Source organism: Bosea sp. F3-2 (genome assembly GCF_008253865.1).
In the GTDB taxonomy this organism is placed as follows: domain Bacteria; phylum Pseudomonadota; class Alphaproteobacteria; order Rhizobiales; family Beijerinckiaceae; genus Allobosea.
The window spans coordinates 3,257,309-3,279,913 of sequence record NZ_CP042331.1 but is presented as its reverse complement, the minus strand read 5'-3'; the positions used below and the strand labels follow the sequence as shown (position 1 = coordinate 3,279,913).

16 protein-coding genes are annotated in these 22,605 nt (G+C 64.7%); 9 read left to right on the top strand and 7 right to left on the bottom strand.

What is annotated here, in order from left to right; genetic code table 11:
- Nucleotides 1-5 precede the first annotated feature (5 nt).
- The 5 genes from FQV39_RS15185 (at nucleotide 6) to FQV39_RS15165 (ending at nucleotide 7,055) form a co-directional block, all read left to right on the top strand.
- Nucleotides 6-1,163, top strand: coding sequence for a glycosyltransferase (locus FQV39_RS15185; RefSeq protein WP_149131057.1), 1,158 nt, complete (start codon nucleotides 6-8; stop codon nucleotides 1,161-1,163).
- A 46-nt stretch (nucleotides 1,164-1,209) separates the two neighbouring features.
- Nucleotides 1,210-1,902, top strand: coding sequence for a class I SAM-dependent methyltransferase (locus FQV39_RS15180; RefSeq protein WP_149131056.1), 693 nt, complete (start codon nucleotides 1,210-1,212; stop codon nucleotides 1,900-1,902).
- Between the two features lie 67 nt (nucleotides 1,903-1,969).
- On the top strand, nucleotides 1,970-3,373 hold the full coding sequence (locus FQV39_RS15175; RefSeq protein WP_149131055.1) for a hypothetical protein: 1,404 nt from the start codon (nucleotides 1,970-1,972) through the stop codon (nucleotides 3,371-3,373).
- Nucleotides 3,370-5,373, top strand: coding sequence for a glycosyltransferase (locus FQV39_RS15170; protein WP_149131054.1), 2,004 nt, complete (start codon nucleotides 3,370-3,372; stop codon nucleotides 5,371-5,373). Before FQV39_RS15175 ends, FQV39_RS15170 begins: the two co-directional genes overlap by 4 nt.
- A complete protein-coding gene (locus tag FQV39_RS15165; protein WP_149131053.1) occupies nucleotides 5,370-7,055 on the top strand; it encodes a Wzz/FepE/Etk N-terminal domain-containing protein in 1,686 nt (561 codons plus the stop codon). Before FQV39_RS15170 ends, FQV39_RS15165 begins: the two co-directional genes overlap by 4 nt.
- A 3-nt stretch (nucleotides 7,056-7,058) precedes the next feature.
- Here the strand turns inward: FQV39_RS15165 and FQV39_RS15160 are convergent, their stop codons facing one another.
- From FQV39_RS15160 to FQV39_RS15150, 3 genes are all read right to left on the bottom strand, one after another.
- A complete protein-coding gene (locus tag FQV39_RS15160; protein ID WP_187639941.1) occupies nucleotides 7,059-8,201 on the bottom strand; it encodes an acyltransferase family protein in 1,143 nt (380 codons plus the stop codon).
- Nucleotides 8,198-9,679 carry an oligosaccharide flippase family protein gene (locus FQV39_RS15155; RefSeq protein WP_149131051.1) on the bottom strand — a complete coding sequence of 494 codons (1,482 nt, stop codon included), beginning with the start codon at nucleotides 9,677-9,679 and terminating at the stop codon, nucleotides 8,198-8,200. The genes FQV39_RS15160 and FQV39_RS15155 overlap by 4 nt, the downstream gene beginning before the upstream one ends.
- A gap of 94 nt (nucleotides 9,680-9,773) precedes the next feature.
- Nucleotides 9,774-11,750: an HAD family hydrolase gene (locus FQV39_RS15150; RefSeq protein WP_149131050.1), complete on the bottom strand. Its 1,977-nt coding sequence runs from the start codon at nucleotides 11,748-11,750 to the stop codon at nucleotides 9,774-9,776.
- A 267-nt stretch (nucleotides 11,751-12,017) separates the two neighbouring features.
- On the opposite strand from FQV39_RS15150, the gene FQV39_RS15145 reads away from it, so the two are divergent.
- The 4 genes from FQV39_RS15145 to FQV39_RS15130 all read left to right on the top strand — a co-directional run bounded on the left by FQV39_RS15145 (nucleotide 12,018) and on the right by FQV39_RS15130 (nucleotide 15,956).
- Complete coding sequence (locus FQV39_RS15145) at nucleotides 12,018-13,367, top strand: NAD(P)/FAD-dependent oxidoreductase (RefSeq protein ID WP_149131049.1); 1,350 nt, start codon at nucleotides 12,018-12,020, stop codon at nucleotides 13,365-13,367.
- Between the two features lie 65 nt (nucleotides 13,368-13,432).
- Nucleotides 13,433-14,527, top strand: coding sequence for a glycosyltransferase family 4 protein (locus FQV39_RS15140; RefSeq protein ID WP_149131048.1), 1,095 nt, complete (start codon nucleotides 13,433-13,435; stop codon nucleotides 14,525-14,527).
- 50 nt (nucleotides 14,528-14,577) lie between these two features.
- Entirely contained in the window at nucleotides 14,578-15,510 is a 933-nt protein-coding gene (locus FQV39_RS15135; RefSeq protein WP_149131047.1) for a glycoside hydrolase family 16 protein, read from the top strand.
- 53 nt (nucleotides 15,511-15,563) lie between these two features.
- Nucleotides 15,564-15,956 (top strand): MerR family transcriptional regulator, encoded by a 393-nt coding sequence (locus tag FQV39_RS15130; protein WP_149131046.1) that lies wholly within the window; start codon nucleotides 15,564-15,566, stop codon nucleotides 15,954-15,956.
- Nucleotides 15,957-16,345: 389 nt separating this feature from the next.
- Here the strand turns inward: FQV39_RS15130 and FQV39_RS15125 are convergent, their stop codons facing one another.
- From FQV39_RS15125 to FQV39_RS15110, 4 genes are all read right to left on the bottom strand, one after another.
- Nucleotides 16,346-16,843 (bottom strand): MarR family winged helix-turn-helix transcriptional regulator, encoded by a 498-nt coding sequence (locus FQV39_RS15125; protein WP_187639940.1) that lies wholly within the window; start codon nucleotides 16,841-16,843, stop codon nucleotides 16,346-16,348.
- Nucleotides 16,844-16,887: 44 nt separating this feature from the next.
- Nucleotides 16,888-17,331 (bottom strand): hypothetical protein, encoded by a 444-nt coding sequence (locus FQV39_RS15120; protein ID WP_248313020.1) that lies wholly within the window; start codon nucleotides 17,329-17,331, stop codon nucleotides 16,888-16,890.
- Nucleotides 17,332-18,008: 677 nt separating this feature from the next.
- Nucleotides 18,009-19,433, bottom strand: a complete 1,425-nt coding sequence (locus tag FQV39_RS15115) for an aldehyde dehydrogenase family protein (RefSeq protein ID WP_149131044.1) — start codon at nucleotides 19,431-19,433, stop codon at nucleotides 18,009-18,011.
- Between the two features lie 241 nt (nucleotides 19,434-19,674).
- The gene (locus FQV39_RS15110; protein ID WP_210251103.1) at nucleotides 19,675-22,449 is read right to left on the bottom strand and encodes an ATP-binding protein; all 2,775 of its coding nucleotides are present in this window, start codon (nucleotides 22,447-22,449) and stop codon (nucleotides 19,675-19,677) included.
- Nucleotides 22,450-22,605 lie beyond the last annotated feature (156 nt).

Genomic DNA, 22,605 nt, shown 5'->3' with positions numbered 1-22,605 from the left:
GGGCCATGAAAGTCGCGATCGTTCATTACTGGCTTGTCGGCATGCGCGGCGGCGAGAAGGTGATCGAGGCGCTGTGCCGGATGTATCCCGACGCGGACGTCTTCACGCATGTTTACGTGCCCGACGCAGTCTCAGACGAGATTCGGCGCCATAAGGTGACGACGAGCTTCATCGATCGGCTGCCGCGCTCGGCGAAGCTTTACCAGCGCTATCTGCCGCTGATGCCGTTGGCACTCGAACAACTCGACCTGCGCGGTTACGACCTGATCATCTCCAGCGAGTCCGGGCCAGCTAAGGGTATCGTGCCGCCGCCGGGCGCCATGCACATCTGCTATTGCCATTCGCCGATGCGCTACATCTGGAATATGTTCCACGAATACAGAGATCGTTCCGGGCCGATCACACGTCTGGTCATGCCGACACTGGCGCATTACATCCGCAATTGGGACAGTATCTCGGCCAATCGCGTCGATCATTTCGTCGCCAATTCCGAGACCGTCGCCGCCCGGCTGCACCGCTACTATCGCCGTGCCTCGACCGTGATCCACCCGCCGGTCGACGTCGACGCGTTCGAGGTACTGCCGAACGGCCTCGTCGAGGATTACTGCCTAATGGTTGGCGAGCTCGTTGGCTACAAGCGGCCCGAGCTCGCCGTCGAAGCCTTCAACCGCACCGGCCGGCGCCTGGTGGTGATCGGCGGTGGCGAGATGCTGGCAGAACTGCGCCGCATCGCCAAGCCGAACGTGAGCGTGCTCGGGTCTCAGCCTTTCAGCGTGCTGCGCTATCACTATTCGCGCTGCCGCGCCCTGATCTTCCCTGGCGAGGAGGATTTCGGGATCGTGCCAGTCGAAGCCATGGCGAGCGGGCGGCCGGTGATCGCCTTCCGCCGAGGCGGCGCGACAGAGACGGTTGTCGACGGGATGAGCGGCGTCTTCTTCGACGAACAGAGCGTCGATGCGCTCATCGCCGCGGAGGAGCGGGCACGGGCGATCAGCTGGCAGCCGCGCGAGATCGCGACCTATGCCCGCAACTTCTCGACCGCCGTCTTCGAGAAACAGATGGGACTTCATATCAACCAACTGCTCAAGCCGCTCGCCGGGACGATCTCGATGCCCATGCCGGCGCCACAGCCGCGCCCGGTCCTGGTCCAGAGCCTGGCTTGATTGGCGTGATCGAGGCCGGCCCTCAGCGATATCCGGGAAGAATTTGATGCAAACGATCTACCAGAGCGAAATCTATGCGGACCTGAACCCAAGCTGGCATGAAGAGGATTCGCCCTGGAAGGCGCGGCAGATTGAGACGATCCTGCGTAAGAACGCGATCGGCTTCGATAAGGCCTGCGAGGTCGGCTGCGGGACCGGCGAGATCCTATTCAACCTGGCGAAGTCCTTTCCGGCGGCGCGCTTCCACGGTTACGAGATCTCGCCGCACGCCTATCAACGCGCCAAATACAAGGAAACCGACAAAGTCAGCTTCTCGTTTGGCGATTTCACGGCGGAGGGCGCATCGGACTACGACCTGCTCGTGGTCGCCGACGTGATCGAGCATGTCGAGGACTACATCGCCTTCATCAAGGCGCTGCACGGCAAGGGCCGCTACAAGATCTTCCACATCCCGCTCGATCTTTCGGTCCAGTCGCTGCTGCGCGGCTGGCCAATCACCAAGCTGCGCGAGAACGTCGGTCACCTGCATTACTTCTTCAAGGAAACCGCGCTCGCGACCCTGGTCGATTGCGGCTACAAGGTCATCGATCACGCCTATACGGCGAGCCGGCTGGAGCTGCCGAACCAGGCGTTGAGCAGCCGATTGATGCGCCTGCCGCGCCGGCTCTGCTTCTCGCTCAACCCCGATCTGACGGTGCGCGTGCTCGGCGGTTATTCGCTGCTGGTGCTTGCCGAATGACCATGGCGGACGGGTACGACCAGAGCAGGGGCGGGCGGTCGCCGCCGCGGCGACAGGCGCTGGCGCCATGAGCATCGAGCCGATCGGCGCACTGACCATTCTGGTCGGCCTGATCTGCCTCATGCTCGGCACGGGCGCGCTCGTCCATGGGCTCGCGATTATGGCGGTCCTCGGGGCCGCGGCTGCCATGTTGATCGGCGCCGCTAACATCCAGCCTGGGCATGTAATGCTGGTCTTCCTGGCCTTCGGCACGCTGAGCCGGCGCCGCGAGGCCGCAGCAGCCATCCGCGCCGTGCACCCGAACGAGCCGGGCTTCTGGTTCGCCTGCCTCGTCGCCTATGGCGTCGCCAGTGCCTTTCTGATGCCGCGCGTGCTCGCTGGTGCGACCGAGATCATCCCGCTCGGCACCACGGCCTTCGACGACACCGGCTCGACCGTGCCGCTGACGCCGGTCTCCAGCAATGTCACGCAGAGCCTCTATCTTTTCACCACTCTGCTTGGCCTGATCACGATGACCGCGATCGCCGCGACGCGCGAGGGCTTCTCGGCCGTCCTCAACGCGCTTCTCGCCTGCTGCGTCGCCAACAGCGCCTTCGCCATCCTCGACATCGCGACCTATGCGACCGGCACCCAGGAACTGCTCGGCTTCATCCGCAACGCCCGCTACACGCTCCACACCGACTCCGAGATCGCCGGCATGAAGCGGATCGTCGGCTCGTATACGGAGGCCTCGGTCTTCGCGCGGTCGACACTCGGCGTGCTCGGCTTCACCGGCACCTTGTGGCTCTGCGGCGTGCGTTCGCGGCTTACCGGAACGATCACCGCGCTGTCGTTCGTCCTGGTCGTCCTGTCGACCTCTTCCACCGGGCTCGCCGGCGCGCCGGTGATGCTGCTTCTGCTCTACGCCTTCGCCTTCGTTCGGCTCATCCAGGGCAAAGCGGCGCGGCAGGCGGCCATGTTTGCCCTCGGCGCGCCGATCATCGGTCTGGCCGTCGTGCTGCTGCTCCTGCTCGACCCGGACGCGGCTGCGAAAGTCTACGGCTATGTCGATCTCGTCGTGCTGAACAAGGCGAGCTCCGATTCCGGCATCGAGCGCAGCTCCTGGAATGTCGTCTCATTCCAAAACTTCCTCGACAGCTGGGGGCTCGGCGTCGGGCTGGGGACTGCCCGTGCCTCGAGCTTTGCCGTCGCGCTGCTCGCGAGCGTCGGGATTCCCGGCGCTCTCTTCTATACGGTCTTCGTCTTCGAATGCTTCCTGCGCCCGCGCGGCCAGCCAGGCAGCCTGGAGGCCGACATCGCCGCTGCCGCGCGTAATGGTTACGCCGGTCTGCTCATCGGCGACCTACTCGTCGGCCCGATTATCGATCAGGGCTTCTTCTTCTGCATGCTGGCCGCGCTGGCCGCAGCGATCAGGCCGCGAGCCTCGAAAGCCGTCAAACCTCTCCCTTTGGTCGTCGGAGCGAGGCCATGACAGAAACCTTCGCAGTGAACGGCCGCTTCCTGTCGCAGGATATGACCGGCGTTCAGCGCTATGCGCGCAACGTGGTGACTGCCCTCGATGCGAGCCTCGCGGGGGCCGGCCGGAAGGCGACCTTGATTGCGCCGCAGGCCACCGACGCCATGGCGCTGCAGGCCATCGATACGGTCCATGGCGGGCGATTGAGCGGCTATGGCTGGGAGCAGATCGAGCTGCCGCGGCTCTGGGGAGGACGGCTGCTCAATCTCTGCAATACCGCACCGTTGATGAAGGGCGATCAGATCGTCTGCATCCACGACGCCAACGTCTTCACAGCGCCGGAGAGCTATGGCCGCGGCTTTCGGACCGCCTACAAGGCGTTGCAGCCGCTGCTGGCGCGCCGTAGCGCCCGGATCGCCACGGTCTCACACGCCTCGGCCCGGCAGCTGGCGCGCCACCTGCCGCTGCGCGCCGCCGATATCGCCGTGCTCCCGAACGGCCACGAGCATGCGCTCGCCTGGGATACGGCCAGGGCAGAGCGGGCTCCGGCGCTGCTGGCGGCGCGGGCCGATGCCGAGCGGCCATTCGTCCTCGCCTTGGGCTCGCGCGCGCGCCACAAGAACCTTGCCCTCCTCGTCGAGATCGCGCCGCGCCTGGCGGAACTCGGCATCGACGTCGTCATCGCCGGGGGCGGCAACGACATTTTCGCGCAGGAGCAACTGGCGCAAGCCGCCAATGTCAGCCTGTTGGGGCGGGTCAGCGACGATGATCTCGCCTTTTTGTTCGAACGCGCACTCTGTCTCGCCTTTCCGTCTCGGACCGAAGGGTTCGGCCTGCCTATCCTCGAGGCGATGGCACGGGGCTGTCCGGTCATCTCCTCCGACTGCGCCAGTATGCCGGAGGTCTGCGGCGATGCCGCGCTGCTCGCATCGCCCGCTGATCCGGTCGCCTGGGTCGGCCATATCAGAACACTGGCGGATTCGGCTGCCCTGCGGCAGGAGCTGAGCGAACGCGGCCGCGAGCGCCTGCCGCTGTTCTCCTGGCGCAACACCGCCGAGGGCTATCTGGATCTGGCGCAATCGCCGAAAGCGTACCGCGCTGTTCCGGCGCAACCCGCAGTTCCGGCTCCGCGCATCGCCGCCGTCATCGCCACCCGCGGCCGGCCGGAGGTCGTGACGGAGACGGTCCTGCATCTGCTCAAGCACCAGACGCTCAAGCCCGACAGCGTCATCGTCTCCTGCATCGATCCGGCCGATGCCGGCGGCCTGCAGGGCCGCAACGATGTCCTGGTACTGACCGGGCCGGCCGGGCTTGCGGCCCAGCGCAACACGGCTCTCGCGAATCTGCCGCCCGGCACTGAGTTCGTCACCTTCTTCGACGACGATTTCGTCGCCCATGGAGACTGGCTGGCGGCAGCCGCCCGGACCTTCCGCGACGAAGCCAGCATCGTCGCCTTCACCGGCCGGGTCCTCGCCGACGGCGTGACCGGACCGGGCATCGCGCTCGCGGAGGCGGCAAGGCTGGTCGCAGCCCCGCCACCGAGCGACTGGTCCTGGATCGAACCTTACAGCCCCTATGGCTGCAACATGGCCTTTCGCCTCGCCAGCATCGGCGACCTGCGTTTCGACGAGCGGCTCGTGCTCTATGGCTGGCTGGAGGACCGCGACTTCGCAGCGGCATTGGCGCGGCGCGGCGGTCGGCTGGTCAAGTCCGCCGATGCGATCGGAGTCCATATGGGCGTCAAGGGCGGTCGCATGGCCGGCGAGCGCTTCGGCTACTCGCAGATCGTCAACCCGCTCTACATGCTGCGCAAGGGCACGATGACGCTCGGCCAGGTGGCCGATCATCTCTTCCGCAACATTTCGAGCAATCTCGGTCGCTCACTGCGTCCCGAGCCGTTCATCGATCGACGCGGTCGCCTCAGGGGCAATCTGCTCGGGATCGCCGACATCCTGCGCGGCCGCATGCAGCCCGAGCGCGCCGCCGCCTTGCAGCCGAGGGGGAAATTTAGATGATGCTGGGAAAGCCGGGCGCATCCGGCGCGCCATTCCGGATCCTGCCCCTGCCGGATCCCCATACGTCGCAGGCAAATGATGGTCCGGTCGCCCTGCTACGCACGATCGGTACCGCTGGTCTGCGTCACAAGGGCAAACTGGCCGTCTGGGTCGCGCTCTGCCTCGGGGCGGCCTTCGCCTATGTTCGAACGACGCCGCCGACCTACACCGCGTCCGCGACCGTGCTGCTTGAGCCGCGGCGGCAGGGCCCGAGCGCGGCACGTGAGACAGCCGCACCGAGCTCGCTCGACCTGAACGCCGCCGACAGTGAACTGCAGGTGATCCGCTCGGAGCGCCTGTTGAGCACAGTGTTCGACGCACTCGCCCTGGGCGACCAATCGGAGCTGGGTCCCCGCCCGCCTGGACTGTTACAGACGCTGACCGGCCGTGCCGCAGCCGCCCTGCGCGGTATCTGGACCGCATTGACCGGCGCCGCGGCTCAGCCGGCGAACCAGGGCGCCGAAGCCTTGCTTCGCGTCGATCCGCGGCGCAACGCTTTCGAGAATTTCGCGCGGCGCTTCTCGGCGCGGCGGGTTGGCCAGTCCTATGTGCTCGAGATCGCCTACTCCTCGGCCGATCCGGAGCTGCCGGCGCGCGTCGCCAATGCGGCCGCCTCCGCCTACCTGCTGCAGTCGGTCGCGTTCAAGGCTGATGCCGCCCGCAGCGGCGCCGAATTCCTGCAGGGCAGGCTGGATGCCCTCGCAGCTCAGGTCCGGGCCGCCAATGCCGCCGTCCGCGGCGGCGCGCTGCCGGCGCAGCCGATCCCGGACGCGGATGCGCGGATCATCGGCGCGGCTCAGGCGCCGCTCGGCCCTTCGGCTCCGCATGGCAGCCTAATCATGGCATTCGCCGGCGTCTTCGGCCTGCTCACCGGCGTGTTCGTCGCGGCGCTCGTGTCGGTCTTCGATCGCCGCGTCCGCAGTCCGCAGGACCTGGCACGCGAGACGGGCCTGTCCTGCCTCGTCGTCGTTCCCGAGGCAGGTGGACAGCGCGGGAAGGCGCGCATCTCTGCCTCGGACAGCGCGAAGCTGGTGACGCGCGAGCACGCCGACTCCTTCGCGGCAGCGATCCGGGATCTGGGAACGGCGATCGAGATTGCCTGGGCCGCAAGTCGTTCCGAAGGCCGCCCGGTCGTGGCGATCGGCTCTTGGCGTCGGGGCGCTGGCGCCGCGCTGCTGACGATGAACCTCGCGCAGCTGCTCAATCATCGTGGCCGGCAGGTCAGCGTCTTCAGCGCTGATGCGTCCCCGGCGCGCGGCGAGGACGGCGGCCCCGCCGGACCGTCGCTGACCGACGTAATCGCTTCCAGCAGCGCGGTGCAGGCAGCCTATGCCAATGTCGACGGGGTGCGCCTGATTCCGATCCGCTCGGCGACGCCACAGCTCAACCGCTTCGTCGATTTCCGCGATCCGCGCGCGGCGCTTGTCATCTCGGAGGCAAGGCAGCGCGGCGAGGTGCTGATCGACCTGCCGCCGCTCGGCGAACCCTCCGATGCGGTCGCGCTTGCGACCCATGCCGACATCGTCGTCCTCGTCGGCGCCGAGGGTAAGACGACCTATGACGAATTGAACGATGCGCTCGCAGTCCTTCAGCGCGCCGGCGTCACCGTCATCGGCGCCGCGATCAATCGCGGGAGGTCATGATTCTCAGCTGGAAGCGCCGCGCACGTCGCGGCGCCCGATCGTGAGCCCCCTCAACCATCTGCGCAATTGACCGAGCAGGCCAAGGAACGGTCGCTCGAGCCAGCGTTCGGCGGCGTGCGCCATGGCGAACATCAGGACGATGCTTGCTGGCAGGAGGAAGGCAAACGCTAGGCCATGCTGGCTCGTACGCAGATATGCCTCGGCCACGATCGTATAGATGAATGACACGTGGGTCAGATAGAGCGGGAAGGAGATCGCGCCGAGATATCGGCCGATCCGGCCCGAGAGAGCGTCGATCAGCCAAGGCGAGCGAAGGCAGCCGTAGACGATCAGCATCGCGGCGATCGGGTAGAGGAGCCCGCCCTTCCTTTCAGGCTTCAAGGCTTCCGGCAGCGAGTCCAGGCCTAACAGACGTGCCGCATCACCGCTCTGCGAGCCGATGAGGAGACCGAGCAGCATCGCGAGTATCGGTAGGGTCGAGGGTAGTCGCCCCGCCTTCCAGGCCTCGCGCAGGATGATGCCGAGCGGGAAACAGACATAGTCGTAGCGTCGCAGCGCGATGAAGATCACGGCGCTGCCGATCGCGATTGCGAGCCGGAACCGGGGCCTCGCGAAAGCGCAGGCCGCGAAGCACAGGATCGAGCCGAGCAGCTCGGGCCGCATCGTCCACAGGACGTTGTTGAAGAACGAGCCGCCGCTCAGGAAAATCCCGGCCATGCCGTTGTAGATCGCGGCCGCGGGGCCGGGGATCGTCCCCTGGTAGGTCCAGCCGAGCCAGCGGCTGCCGGTGAGCGCGGCGAGCTCCGTCGCGGAGGTCGGGAAAGCGCTCAGCAAAAGCCAGGCCGCGAGGGTGCTGGCCGTTGCCGGGACTGCGAGCCGCAGATAGCGGATGGTGACGTCGATCCAGATCGGGTCGGATTTGCGCAGCGTCGCATTGGTCACGACGAAGCCGCTCAGGATGAAGAACACCGAGACCGCGAAGGTTCCGTTCCAGAGAACCGCGAAGGGTGTATAGGCGAGCCAGTGCGCGCCGGGCTGTTGCTCTGGCACGAGCCATGGCGTCAGGGCCGACATCAGGTGGAAGATCACGACCGCGACCGCCGCGACGCCGCGGAGCCCGTCGAGATGGTCAAGTCTTTGGGTCACGAGCCTTCCCCAACCTTGTCGGCGGCGATCCGCGGTCGCCACCAGCGATCGGAGAGCTCCAGACGCCCGGCGCCGATGGCGAGCCATATGCCGCAGGCGAGCAGGGTCGCACCGTAGGACAGCGCGCCGAGGGCCGCGGCGATGGCGAGCTCGGCCGGGGCCGGCAGGTGCCATGGGGCGAGGGTGCTGCGCAGACCGAGGACGCCAGCCGTCATGACCGCCCCTGCAACGGCGATCTTCCAGAGGTTGAGGAGCTGCTCGGCGATGCCGATCGCGAGCAGGCCGCGGAGCCAGCGCAGGAAGAAGACTGCCATGATCGCGGCCGCGACCAGACGAGCGGCCGCCATGCCGATGGCGCCCGCTTGCAGGAAGCCGATGACGACGGCGGGAGAGCGAATGGCGAGATCGTAGAGATTGAGTCGGAAGATCACCTCTGGCCGGCCGAGCGCCAGGCTCAGCGAGTACAGCGTCTGGAAATAGGGCGTCGCCATCACCGAGAGCGAGAGCAGACTGAGCAGCCAGCCGGCGCCATGCCATTTCGGGCCGAGCAGGACCTCGACGATCAAATCCGAGGTCAGGGCTATCCCCAGGCTGCAAGGCACCGAAGCGAGCATGCTGAAGCGCGCCGCCTTCAGGAAGGCGAGCCTCAGGCGCTGGTCCTCCCCCTGGATCCGGGCGAAGGCGGCCATGATCGGCTGCAGCGCCGGCCCGATCAGGCTCTGGGTGGGCATCACCGACAGGTCGGCCGCGACCGCATATCGCCCCAGAACCTCCTTGCTGCCGCCGAGCCCGAGCAGGATGCGATCGAATTGCCAGTTCACTGCGGAGACGAGCTGGGCGCAGGTGAACCAGCCGACGAAACTGGCGAAATCCCTCTGGCGGGAGAGGGACAGAGCCGGGCGGTAGGGCGCAAGCAGATAGGAGATGGCGCAGCCGAAGACGGGGGCGGCGACGAAGTTGACGACGAGAGCCCAGTAGCCGCCGCCGAGCAGGAGCGTCGCGATGGCGAGGCAGAAGGCAGCGAGCTTGCCGCCGGTCTCCAGGAGGAAATTGCGCAGGAAGCCGAGCTCGCGGATGAACAGGACGAGGCCGGGACTGGCGAGGCCGCGCGCGATCGGCGCGAAAGCGAGCGCGAGAATCACCGGGGCGAGTTGCGGGTCGCCGTTGATCCAGGAGAACGGCCAAGCCACGGCGAGCAGCAAAAGCGCAATTGCGAGACCGCGCAGGGCACCGAGGGTGAAGCCGGTGTCGAGATGGGCCTTGTCGACATGTGGCAGTCGGACCAGCGCCTGCGTCACCGGGATCTCAAGCACCATGTCGACGATCGCCACGCAGGACATGGCGAGCGCCGTCAGGCCGAAATCCGCCGGCGTCAGCATCCGCGCCATGATCAGCAGCGTGAAGAAATCGATGAACCGGCCGAGGAAACGCGAAGCGACCAGCCAGCCGGCGCCCTGGAACGCCTTCATCGCCAGCATGGCGATCCGCCCTTGCATCCGGCCGGCACGCGCATGCGCAAGGTTCGGTCCACGGCGACTATTCCGAAAGCCACCTGGCTCACACGGCTTCCCATCAGCGATGGAAGCCGGCGGAGAGCCCGCGCAGCGCGTGGAAGGCCTCGACCGCCGTGAGCAGCGGCAGGCGCGAGCGCGGAAAGGCACGCACGATCGCGCCCTCACGCCAGAGCTGGCTGCGGATCGAAGCCAGGCGGGATAGCGGGCCACCGGGCAATGCGCCGCTATCTCCGACGGTGCCGGACCGGCCGAAATCGACCGAGCGCTCGCCGATCGCCAGTGCGGTAAGATCGGCCTCGACCGGCCGGGTTATGGCCTGCCTGAGCCGCGGCCAGGCACGGGCCGCATCAACCATAATCGCCGTTCCGCCACGGACCCCGTCGATATAGGCGAGCGCCCCGGCCAGCAGCGGGTTGCCGATGGCGGGATCGACCGCGCCAAAGGTAATGTCGCCGGCATTGCAGGTGACTTCGCCACCCGCGTTCTCCGCAAAGGAACGCACCGACGGGATCGCCGGCTCGAACAGGCTTTCGATCAATTGCCAGTAGCGCAGCACCGTCGAGCGGACCGCGAAGGGGCTGTAGCGGTTGCGTTCGACGGCGAGCCCGACGACGCGCGGGAAATGGTCCTCGCTGAGGCCCTTATAGTTGCAGCGCGCAAGCTGGATGGTCTCGAAGCTCAGATCCGGCAGCCCGGCCGCGAGCAGGCGCTGCGTGCTGCCGTAGAGTCCCGTGTCGCTCAGGATGATCCGCCCTGCGCCGCCGCTGGATGCGGCAAGATGGCGCCGGAAGAGTGTGTTCTGCCGATCGATGTCGGCCAGGATTTCTTCCCCCGCAGACCTGTCGAGCATGGCGAAGAAGCGATCGGGCGCGAATGGCTCGTCCCAGCATTGGAGAAGTTGGTAGCGTTGGCCGCCCAAGGCGGCTGCGACATCGGCGAAGCTGTGGCCGTGGAATTCGCGCCCGAGCTCGTCGAGCGCCGCTCCGCTGCGGGCCATGACGGCCGCTCTGGCCGCGACCAGTCGCGAGATCATCAAATTTTCGCGCGGCAGCGCGAGGGGCAGGCTCAACCGTTCGGCGATGCGTTCGAACGCTGCCCGGATCCCGAGCCCCCCTCGTGCACAGAATAGCAGAGCCGCGTCTCCCCGCTTGCCGGCTTCCGCGGCGTAGAGCCAGATCGCCAGGCAGAACTCGGCCACGATCGGCCCGAGTACCTCGCGCCCGAACGCATGGGGATCGCGGACCTGTTCCGCGGGAGGGGGCGCATCAGCCGGCCGCCTGCGGATGATGCGCCCCAGTTCACTTGCGCCGCCATGAAGGCGCGACAGTCGGCGCCGGAGCTTCGGACGCGGAACGAAGAGTGTGCGAAGGCCGAGTGCCGACGGCACGGCGTGGTCAGCGAGCCGATCGTCACCGACATGTAAGGTGCGGCGGGCATCGATCCCTTCTGCTGCGAGGACTGCATCGAAGAGGCCGCCGCGCCGCTTGGTCAGGCCGATATCGGCGCTGGAATAGATCCGATCGAGCAGATCGGGGCCATGGACATGGGTAACCAACGCTTCGAGTATCGAGTTTGGGAGCCCAATGTCGCTGATCGCGATGACACGCCGGCCTTCGGCGCGGCAACGGCGTAGCAGCGCTGCGAGTTGCAGGTTTGGCCGCAGCGACTCCTTTTCGATCGCGAGCTCAATCGCGAGCCGCGCCTCGCATAGCGCCTCCATCCGTTCTTTGGGCACCCCGAGAATGGCGAGCTGGCGCCGGATAACGTCTCGTAGCACGACCTCGCCATCTTGCCCGGTCATATCGAGGGCCCGATAGGCCAGGCGCTGCGCCTCCAGACGCGCCTCGACCAGCCAGTCATCCGAAGCCGGCAGGCCCTGTTCAGCCAGCCTTCGAGCGAACATGCGCTCGCCGGCGACGATACGGGCGCGCTCCGAGCGGAGCGTACGCAACAGCAACGTATCGAACAGGTCTGTCGAGACCAGATCGACCTCCTCCAACAGCGCCGCCTCGTTCGGGTGTGGCCAGCCCGGCATGATACGCTCCGTGCTCAGACGCAATGATTGAGACCGCAGCGACGACGCTGACGGTTGCATGCGGAAAAGCATGCCTTACGCAGATGAAGCAGGGACTGTGCCAGTCTAGGAAAGGCGCCTTTGGCGGGCCTTAGGCCCGATTGCTCAATCAGATCGCATTCGCCGCGCGATTGAGCAGGAAAAAGACCAATGTGCCGGCGAGTATTGCTTCCGGATGACCTTAGGGACGACTAGCCTCCTGACATGTCCGATCACTGAGGTTCGGCGATGGAAGAGGTGATCCCGCGGATTGACGATGCCGACAAGGCGGCCCCCGAGCGCTACGACGCCATCGTTCTTGGGGCGGGCGTCTCCGGCCTGGTTTCGGCCTCGGTACTCGCCCAGCAGGGCTATAGGCGGATCGTCGTCGTCGAAGAATATGCACATATAGGGGGCAACCACATTGATTGGTCGTCAGGGGGGTACACCTTTGACATCGGTAGCCTGATCTTCCAGGACGACTCGCCGCTATTGCAGCATTTTCCGGATTTGCTGCCACTCTACGTGCCGATCCGGCCGCGCTGGGCGAGGCTGAATCCGCAACGGCTGATCACGGCCTATCCGATTTCGCTGAAGGATGACATCCTTCGCGCCGGACCGGTTGAGTTCGCTCGCATCCTGACATCGGCGGCCTATGCCCGCCTTTTCAAGCGGCGTATGCGCAACGCCCGCGAGTTCGCCCGCCATTGGATCGGGGCTCGGCTGCTGCACCGATCGGGCCTCGACGCCTACATGACCCGCTTCTACGGCATCGCCTCCGATCAGATCGGCATCCAGTTGGCGCGCAAGCGCATGCAATGGATCGCTGAGCATGCTTCGCTGCGCGCCATGCTCGGTCGCCTGCGTCGGACGAAGCCGCCGGCACCGACCAATCGCCAGTTGGCGCGCCCGCGCGAAGGCTTTGCAGCGCTATACGCTGCCGCTGCCGCGGCATTGTCTGCCCGTGGCGTCCGTTTCCTGACCGGAGCAAAGCTCGACCGGATCGAGAAGCTGGACAACCATTTCATCCTTTTTCACGAGAGCGGGGCGATGGTCGCGGACCGCATCGTCTCGACGATTCCGATCCCGCGCGTGCAGGCGCTCTGCAAACTGCCGGTCTCGCATGAACTCGAGACGATCACGCTTTTGGCGCTCTATTTCAGCTTTGAGGGCGCGCGCGGCTTCAACGAGGAGATCATCTACAATTTCTCCTATGGCGGCGCCTGGAAGCGCTTGACGATGTATTCCGACTTCTACGGCCGGGCGCAGGGGCGCGAGTATTTCGGCGTCGAGGTGATCGCCAACCATATCGGCAAGTCGGTCGCCCGGGCCGAGGCGGATTTCCGTGCCCATGTCGCGGCGAACGGGCTCTTCTCCGGCGATCTCAGGCTCGAAGGCAGTCAGTTCCTCGACAACGCCTATCCGATCTATCGCAACGGAGCCGACGAGAGTGCTGCCGAGGCAGTCAAGGCCCTGAAGGCCTTCGGGATCGAATCCTTCGGACGCCAGGGCGGCTTCAACTATCAGCCGACGGCGCGCGTCTCGACGATAGAGGCTGAAGCGTCGCTGCGGCGCGCTCCCACCGTCCCGGCACGGTAAATGCTAGGCCTTTGCACCCGGCCGCGAGCGCCAGCGAGTTGGGGTGCGAGCATCGTGATGGGCCCATGCGTATCCTCCACCTGCTAAATCATACGACCCAATCGAATGGCCATGTCCACGCTGCCGTCGACCTTGCCTGCGAGCAAAGCAAGCTCGGCCATGCCGTCGCGGTTGCCAGCGGCGGAGGTGATTTCGATGCGCTGCTCTCCCGCAACGGTGTCGAGATTTTCACGATCGACCATCGGCGCAAAGCGGCGACGCTGCTGAGGTCAGCCTGGGCGCTGCGGCGGCTGGTCGGAGCCTTCAGCGCCGACATCGTCCATGCCCATATGATGACGAGCGCTGTGCTGGCCTGGCCCGTCTGCAAGCTGGTGGGCATCCCGCTGGTCGCGACCGTTCACAACGAGTTCGAGAAGAGCGCGATTCTCATGGGGCTTGGCACGCGCGTTATCGCGGTCAGCGCAGCGGTCGGCTCTTCTATGCGACGGCGCGGCATTCCGGCGGCGAAACTGCGCGTCATCCTGAATGGCACAATCGGCTCGGCCCGTCTGGCGAGTCGCGAAACGACGCCGATCGCACTGGCCTCGCCGAGTCTCCTCTTCGTCGGGGGGCTTCACCCGCGCAAGGGATTGGCCGATCTCTTTGCTGCGTTCGAGCTGGTCCATCATCGACATCCGCAAGCACGCCTGCATATCGTCGGCGACGGGCCCTTTGCGGAGGGTTACCGCGACTTGGTCGCCGGACTTTCCTGCCGTGAGGCTGTGCGCTTTGAAGGCAGCAAATCCGATCCCTTTCCCTGGATGCTCGGCGCCGACATTTTTGTGCTGCCCTCCCATGCCGACCCCGCGCCACTTGTCCTGTCGGAGGCTCGGGAGGCGGGTTGCGCCGTCGTGGCGACGCATGTCGACGGCATTCCCGAATTACTCGAGGGCGGGGAGGCTGGCGTGCTGGTGCCGGCCCGCGACCCCGATGCGCTTGCCGCCGCCCTGTCCGGACTGATCGCGGCTCCGGATGCGATTAACCATTGGCGAGACCGAAGCCAACACCGGATCGATCGTCTCAGGATCGCCCGCGTCGCTCGCGAGACGCTCGATGTCTACGACGAGGCGCTCTCACAATTCGGCCGCAAGGCCAGGTCGGCGCTGCCCCGCACGAGTTGAATACGTTGGAGCCGCCGCAGACACTCCTTCCCCTCATACGGAGAAGAGCGATGCCCATCATGCCATCCCGCCGGACGCTTCTGCGCGGAGCCGCGGCTCTCGCGACAGCGACAGGCGCGAGGTCCACGTTGGTTGACGCACAGCAGGATGCACCGGACCCGACGGTCGGCCGCACGCTCGTCTTCGATGAATCCTTCGCCAGCCTCGATCCGACCATATGGCAGGCCGGCCCGAAGGCGACCACCCATGAGCCCGGCTTCTACGGTCGCTCGGCCTTCAGCCGGCGCGGCGGCGAGGAGGGATTTGATCCCTATGCGATCGTCGCTGATCCGCTGGCGTCCGGAGGGCACGCCCTGCAGATTTCTGCTCGGTATCTCGGGCGACCGATGAATGTGCCGGCCTATTACGGCAACGCGCTGCCGGAATTTCAGTGGATATCCGGCAATCTCCAGACGGCGCGCCGGGACGGAACGATCCTGAGAGGTTGGCGCAACGGTTACTTTGAGGCTCGGATGCGGTTTCCGGCTCATCCGCTGAGTTTCCCTGCCTTCTGGCTGATGAACAGCCGCAGCATCCTCTTCCCTCAGACCAGCGTCGAGATCGACATCGTCGAGCACAAGGGTTGGGAGCGCAGCCTCTACGGCGCCTATCTGCACGAGTGGGGCCAGCCGGGCGAGCGACACGAGGGGGTCGGCGTCCCCACGGATGTCGATCTGACCAGCGGCTATTTCCGCTTTGGCGGGCTGATCGATGGCGATCGCTGCGTACTCTATTTCGAGCGCAAGCCGATCCGCGATCCGAAGACCGGCCGCGTGCTTGACTGGCGCATCGGGCGCGCGGGTGAACTCGATGCGCAAGGAGATGCCTTCTGGCTTCTGATCACGCTCGCATTGCGATCCGACGTCCCGTTTCCGCAACCGCTCAGACCGGAGGACAGAGAGGTTCGGCTGAGGGTCGACTATGTCCGCGTCTACGGCAGATAGCTGCATCGCCTGGACTACCGGACGCCTTCCGACAAGGCCTGTAAGGTTGGTCGATGAGTCCTGTGTTTGGCACGGGTCTTGCCGTGGAAAGTTCTGCGATGGGCGATAAAGTGTTCTTTACCATTTCAGAAATCACGGAGGAGTTGGGCATCACGCTACGTACTGCTCGCTTCTATGAACAGCGAGGCTTGCTGCGACCCGCACGGCTGGGGAAAAACCGAACCTACAGCAAAGCCGACCGTGAGCGCCTCAAAGAGATTGTTATCCTGCGGAAGCTGGGCTTTACGATCGCCGAGATAAAGGGCAGCAAATTCGACCTTGCCAAATTCAAGCAGCAACTCGCTTTTGCGCGCCAGCAACGTGCTGAAATTGATGAAATCATCGTGCAGATCCAGCGCAAGATCGATGAGCTTGTAGAAGCAAAGGAGAGATCTGAGGCTGCTTAATGGCTTATGCCCCGTTGATGTCGTGATGCCGGCTCCAAAATGGTTTGAGAGGCTGGTGTCAGGATGTGTTCAGTCCCGAGATCAAGTGGGCGGGATCGCGCCTGAAGCGTTCGGGCTCGGGCTCATCTTCGAGGGGCAGCGTCAACAGCGCCAGAACGGATCGGGTACGGCAATTGCGCACTCTGTCGACTGGCCTGCCTCCCCGGAGAGGTAGCCGCGAAGCTGCGGCAGGTCGACGTGCCGTTGTCCAAGGGGCGCTGGATCACCTTGGCTGAATTTTCAATGGCACCTGTCGGTTGTCGTTCGCCAGCAGATGCACCTCTGAAGGTTGGCCCCGCAGAAGGGGTACGGCGAGACCTTGGATTCGCCGTCAGGGGAAGGCTTTCACCTCAATCCCGCGTTGCCGCACGTCGCCTGCGCGGCTTTGCCTCCGAACCGCTTCCCGGCGCGGGCCCGGCGACGTCCTGTCCGACCTGCTGCGTGCATTCGACCAGAAGCGCGGTGCTGCGCGTGAGGAAGTCGATGACAATCTCAAGGGCCGCATCATCGTAAGTCGACCATAGCGCAGACATCGCGCGTTGCCGGGGCAAATAGGCCGCTTCGATCGGCGCCGAGACCGTCCGATTGAGGCAGACGCAGGTGCGACGCCCATCGTTCGGGTCGCGCTCTCGAACGATGAGCTGACGCTTCTCGAGGCGGTCAAGCAACGCGGTGATCGATCCCGAGGTCAGTCCCGTTGCCTTGATGATGTCGCCGGCCGAGACCGACTTGCGAACGAAGATGAGGTCCAGTACCTCCAGATCGGTCGGGTGGAGCTGGAAGTGCTTCGCCATGACCGCGCTGGCCAGCACGCTCTGCGCGCCGAGTTGGCGCACGGCGAGACCCACGTTGTGGACCAGCGTTCCCTTTTCGACGTTCGACATAGGATCTGTTACCGCGCGATCGATGCGGCGAACGCCATGGCGACGCCGGCGACCGTGATCAGGTCCAGCGGCATCCGCAGGCGGCTGCGCGACACCCACGATTTCGACTCGGCGAGCGAGACGGTTCCGAGTTCGGACCGCTCGAAGGCGAGGGCCTTGGGAATGAAGTCGAAGGCCGACCAGATGCGCATCGCGGCGTGGCTCGCGAACGCCACGAGGAGCCAGGTCCGGACCGCTGGCGTCGACCATGCGACGATCAGCGACGCGATCAGCAGCAGTTCGAATTGGACGTGGATCGCAATCCAGAAGCGCTTGCGCGAGATCCCGCCCGACGCAGGATGCACGATGTCCGGCCGCTGCGGCCACACAGGATTGATGACGGTCATCTCGTAGATGCCGCCGCCGACGCCGAGCGCTGCCGACAGCGCCGTCATTCCCAGCAGGATTTCCAAAGGTCACGCTCCCCGTTGATGATGAGGCGGCGCCTTTGCCGCAATTTATCTTGATGATCAAGGTAAATTTGCGCAAGTGTTGCTGCCGGCTTTCCGGGGGGCGATCGAGTTCAGAAACTCCTACGAAAGCCATCGCCGCCTGATCTCCACTGACTGCCGGCGCGCGTCATCGCTGCATGCGCAAAGGCGGCCGTCATCGGCACTGACGCAATCGCGTTTTCACACGACCTCGGTCGCGAGCCGACCTTCGTCGGCCCGGTCGGAATGTCCGATTCCGGGTAGCCAGCCAACTTCCGCTTCTCTAATCGGGCATGAGTGTCAAGCTCAGGTTTGATCTGCACTGGCCTTATCGTTCACGCGGGTCACGCTTCTCTTCGCAGTCTGATGGCTCCTTCCAAGCGGAGCCGTTGCACGCATGCATGGGATCAGGGTCTGGCGAGCCTCGCTTTTGGACGCGCTCGCAGCGCAGCAGAAGTTTGCGGCTTCATCCATCCCGTCGTCCGCGTGGGACGATCCGGCCGGGATCGGTTCGTTAGTTTCGAGTTAGCTCATGCCACAGCCTCCGATCCCACCTCAGTCGCTGCCGATCCGTGCCAGGAGCAGTCTTGGGTTGGCGCCCGGGAGCGGACTCTGCGAGCGTGGAAGCCGCATGACCGAAACCAACCTACAGACGACGCTCACACGGTGCCGCCTGTGACGGCTTTGAATTCAAGGTGATCCTCGATCCCGTATATGCCGTACTCCCGACCAATCCCCGACTGCTTGAAGCCGCCGAAAGGAGCCATCGGTTCGTGTGCCATCCCGTTGATAGCGACGCGCCCGGCGTCGAGCCGCCCGGCAATGGCGCGCGCGCGAGCGATATCGTTGCCGAGGATGTAGGCGTGCAGGCCATAGGGTGTATCGTTGGCAATGCGGATCGCGTCTTCATCGTCATCATAGGCGATGATGCACAGCACCGGGCCGAAAACTTCCTCACGTGCGATCGTCATGTCGTTGGTAACGTCGGCGAAAACGGTCGGACGCGCGAAGTATCCTCGGTCGAACTCCGGCGGTCGCCCCTCACCGCCGATCACGGGGCGAGCCCCCTCGACGATGCCCAGCGAAATGTACCGCAGCACGCGTTCGAACTGTCGACGATTGACAAGGGGGCCGAGGGTCGTCCGAGGGTCGCGGGGATCTCCTTGCACGACCGTTCGCGCGGCATCGGGGATAGCCCTACAGAATTCATCCAGGTGGTCACGCCGCACGAGAATGCGAGTGCCTGCGATGCAGGCTTGGCCGTTGTTGGCGAAGCCGATGGCGAGTGCCTGGCGCGCCGCCTCAGCTAAGTCGGCGTCGTCCATGACAATCGTGGGAGCCTTGCCTCCCAATTCTAGGGTGACCCGCTGCATCCATTTCGCGCTTCCTTGCAGGATCGTCTTGCCGACCGCGGTCGAGCCCGTGAACGAGATTTTACGCACGTCGGGACTTGCGGTTAGTGCCGTGCCGACCTCGCTGCCCAACCCCACTACGATATTGACCACGCCCGCCGGCACACCGGCTGCATGCAGGCATTGCGCGAAAAGGTCGACCTGCCACGGGCTGAACTCGCTGGGTTTGACCACGACTGGGCAACCCGCGGCCAGCGCGCCGGCCATCTTGACGCTGATCGAGTTGTACACACTGTTCCAGGGGACGATGTGCAGGGCCACTCCGGCCGCCTGGGCGAGCACTTCGGCTCCGTTGGTGCGACGGATGAAGGGGAAGTCCTTCAGCAGATTCGCCGCGATGCGAAAGTTGGTGGCGGCGAGACCGGCACGCCACCTGGCCTGCGCAATCGGCCCCCCATATTCGACGATGGTCGCCTCGGTCAGCTCGTCCGCGCGCGCCTCCACCGCATCGGCCATAGAGTTGAGCAGGTCGATGCGCTCTGTTCGGCTCGATGCCGACCACCCCGGCAATGCACGGCTCGCGCTTTCGACGGCAAGTCGAGCATCCTCAGCATTGGCCAGGACCAGAATACCGGACTGTTCCTCGGTCGTCGGGTCAAAGAGAGGCATTTCCTCGCGGCCCACGGTGCTTCGGAAAGCTCCGCTGATGTAAGTCTGATCGTACTTGCGCATTTGGGTCTCCTCGTCTCGGTTGCCAGGCGCACCGAGCAGCCGAACCAGCCCACAGAGACGGGGCAGACTGAACCCTTCGGTTTGTCTCGCCACAGCCGTCTCAAACCCGAGCCTGCGCGTGTCCTAGCGAAATTGCTCGTTAGCGCCTGCTAGAGCCTGTCAGGCGTGAAAGGGAGTGCCAGGCTCAACAGGGAGGCGTGTCGGCGCATGCGCCGACAAAGTACTGCAACTCGGCGCAGGATCAATTTTCCGCAACCAGACCGTCGAGATCTACGGCGATCCGACTCTCCCACGCGCGCGAACCCTGCTCTCGAGCAAGAATAAGGGCTTCCTTCAGAAGAGCCTCACAGGCGGCAATGTCGCCGTCGGCGCGGCAAACAATCTCAGCTTTCACACGAAGTAGCTCCGGCAATGCGAACCGCTCGCCGTTGCCATGACATCGAGCGATCGTCACTTCGATCAATTCGCGCGCTTCAGAGTAACGAGCGCCCTGCATCAGGCCGCGCGCCAGCGCGAGGGAAAAGGATGTGGTCAGCAGCTCATAGCGAATGGCGCGCAGACGGGACAAGCTTTCCTCGATCGCGCCCAGTGCTTCACCGAGCGCCCCCTGCTGGAGCGCCAGTTCCCCGCGAAATCCGCCGGCTGCCGCGATGTAGGGACCAAATGCGTTGACCTCAGCGCACTCCGTGAAAGCATCTAACGCCGCCTGCGCGGCGTCCAACTCATCCATCCAGAGATAGACATCGAACGACCAAATCAGGGCGATGCAATGGGTCACCGGATGGTTGAGCTGCGCTGCCTCGCGTACAGTCTGTCGTGCCACCGCGCCGGCCCGCGTCGGATGTCCCGTCAGCCATAATGCGCGCGCCAACGCGATACCGCTTCGGTTCCGGTGGTCGAAGCCGTATCGGATCGTGCGGCTGCGATGCGAGGGCGGGCTCTTCTCCAGTGCGAGCTCGAGCTCAAGGCGGGCCCTAACTTGGTCGCCAGCTAGATGATGGGAGATACCTGATAGGGAATAGGCAACGCCGATAGCCTCGGGCTCTCCGATAGCCTCGGCCACCTCCACGGCGCGCCGGGCATGCGACATCGCGGTTGAATACTCGCCGATCCGTTCGTGAAAGATGTGCAAGCCGCCCAGCATTCTCAGCTGGTTCCAGTGGTCTTCCAGGTCAGTTGCGACTTCAAGCCCGCGCGCGAGCGCGTTGCCGGCCGCTGCGCTGTTGCCGCGAGTGAACATGAGCGAGATGCCAAGAGCACCCTGGAGTTCCAGCTCGATTGCGGTACCGCGCTGCGAATCCGCTAATTCAGATAGCGCGCGGGCGGACCAGGCGCGGCATTCGAGCAAGTGAGACAAGTTTTGGAAAACGGGTGCACTGGCTGCAGCCAGGCGAACCCCGATCTTCAGATCTCCGGTTCTACTGAAACACCAATCCAGCGCGCTCCTGATATTGCCAAGCTGGAGCCGCAGCGGCTGGGGATCCTGCAGCAAATCCTCGTCTTGCCTGCCGATCGCTTCGAGCTCGCCGAGGAAATAGCTGGCGTGCCGGCGCGCGGCGGCGACATATTGTTCCCGTCCGCGCGCATGCAGCTTTTGTCGCGCATAGGCACGGGTCATTTCGAGGAGCCGGTAGGTTCCGGATTCGCGCGATCTATTGGGCGAAATCAACGATTTCGACGTTAGCTCGTCGAGCGCGACCGCCACGTCGTTGGTTTCGATTTCAGGGTCCGCGGCGACATCGAGCGCGGCGTCGATTGAGAAGGGCCCCACAAAAATAGCGAGACGTTCCAGAACGATCTTTTCCGTTTCGGACAGGAGATCATAGCTCCAGTCCAGTGTGGCCTGGAGTGTCTGTTGACGCGGCCGTGCTGTCCTTCGGCCCGACCAGCCTAGACTGAATCGTTCGCCAAGCTGGCGAGCGGTCGCCAAGATGCCATGGGTCGCGACGCGGACTGCGGCGAGCTCGATCGGCAGCGCCATGCCGTCAAGCCGATGGCACATACCGCCAATCAGGCGCGCGGCTTCTTCGTCGATTTCCAAAGAACTGTCTGCGGCGGCGGCTCGCTCGCAGAAGAGCTGGACCGCGGGGAACTCCAAAAGTTGTTCGAGGTTCAGCTCTGCCGGATTGTCGGGGTAAGCAAGGGCGTCGAGACGGTGAACATTTTCGCTGCGAACTCGCAAAGGTTCGCGCGATGTGGCGAGCACGCGGGTGTTAGGCGCTTCGTCAACAATCCGCTCGACGATGTTGGCGGCGGGCTCGATGACGTGTTCACAATTGTCGAGCACGAGTAAGAAACGGTGATCGCGAATATGGCCGAGAATAACGGCGAGAGGGTCCTCGCTCTGGACCGCGATGCCCATCGCCCCGGCGATCATGGATGGAACGACGGTCGGATTCTCGAGCATGCTGAAATCGACGAAGGCGACCCGGCCCTCGAATTGGGGCACCAGCTGATGCCCGATTTCCACGGCAAGCGACGTTTTGCCAACGCCCGCTGATCCAACGATCGTAAAAAGGGGCGTATCGGCTACGCGTTCCATGAGAAGCCGCACATCGCGCTCTCGTCCGATGAGGCGCGGCAGACGCGGCGGAAGGTTGGTCGTGCCGACAGGAAGCTTGCAGGCAACCTCATTTGCGACAGGAACCGACCACGACACGAGCGCCCCCAGAGGGTCGATCCTCTCTACGGGCGCCACAAACGCGTAGCCGACGCCTACCTGGGTCGCGATGTATCGGGCGCCATCCTCGCCATCGTTGAGGAGCTTGCGTAGGCCGGCCATGTGAAACCGGAGGCTTCCATCCTCAACCACAACATCCGACCAGACGCGCTTGAGTAGCTCGCGCTTCGACAGAACCCGACCGGGCTGCTCTGTCAGGACCACGAGGAGGTCAAAAGACCGGCCGCCCATTTCAATTCGCTTGCCGTCCCGCGTCAGCAGTCGCTCCGTCGGAGAGAGGCAAAAGGGACCGAAGGCGCGACGTTCGCCATTTTGCTGGTTGCCTAAGTCAGCCACGATCCCCTCGTTCCCAAATCCGATAGACGCGTACTAAAAATAGCGGTGACAGATAACGGCGACATGCGAAGCTAGATTCAGAAGCGATCATCGAATTCTGCGCGACAGCCCGCGTTTGAAACAACTCAATGGCGAAGCTGCATGTCGGCTTCAACG

Excerpts from the sequence above, each read along its gene's own strand:
- FQV39_RS15185 (WP_149131057.1), top strand. The coding sequence starts at position 6 with ATGAAAGTCGCGATCGTTCATTACTGGCTTGTCGGCATGCGCGGCGGC.
- FQV39_RS15180 (WP_149131056.1), top strand. The coding sequence starts at position 1,210 with ATGCAAACGATCTACCAGAGCGAAATCTATGCGGACCTGAACCCAAGC.
- FQV39_RS15175 (WP_149131055.1), top strand. The coding sequence starts at position 1,970 with ATGAGCATCGAGCCGATCGGCGCACTGACCATTCTGGTCGGCCTGATC.
- FQV39_RS15170 (WP_149131054.1), top strand. The coding sequence starts at position 3,370 with ATGACAGAAACCTTCGCAGTGAACGGCCGCTTCCTGTCGCAGGATATG.
- FQV39_RS15165 (WP_149131053.1), top strand. The coding sequence starts at position 5,370 with ATGATGCTGGGAAAGCCGGGCGCATCCGGCGCGCCATTCCGGATCCTG.
- FQV39_RS15155 (WP_149131051.1), bottom strand. The coding sequence starts at position 9,679 with ATGCTGGCGATGAAGGCGTTCCAGGGCGCCGGCTGGCTGGTCGCTTCG.
- FQV39_RS15150 (WP_149131050.1), bottom strand. The coding sequence starts at position 11,750 with ATGCCGGGCTGGCCACACCCGAACGAGGCGGCGCTGTTGGAGGAGGTC.
- FQV39_RS15145 (WP_149131049.1), top strand. The coding sequence starts at position 12,018 with ATGGAAGAGGTGATCCCGCGGATTGACGATGCCGACAAGGCGGCCCCC.
- FQV39_RS15140 (WP_149131048.1), top strand. The coding sequence starts at position 13,433 with ATGCGTATCCTCCACCTGCTAAATCATACGACCCAATCGAATGGCCAT.
- FQV39_RS15135 (WP_149131047.1), top strand. The coding sequence starts at position 14,578 with ATGCCCATCATGCCATCCCGCCGGACGCTTCTGCGCGGAGCCGCGGCT.
- FQV39_RS15130 (WP_149131046.1), top strand. The coding sequence starts at position 15,564 with ATGAGTCCTGTGTTTGGCACGGGTCTTGCCGTGGAAAGTTCTGCGATG.
- FQV39_RS15115 (WP_149131044.1), bottom strand. The coding sequence starts at position 19,433 with ATGCGCAAGTACGATCAGACTTACATCAGCGGAGCTTTCCGAAGCACC.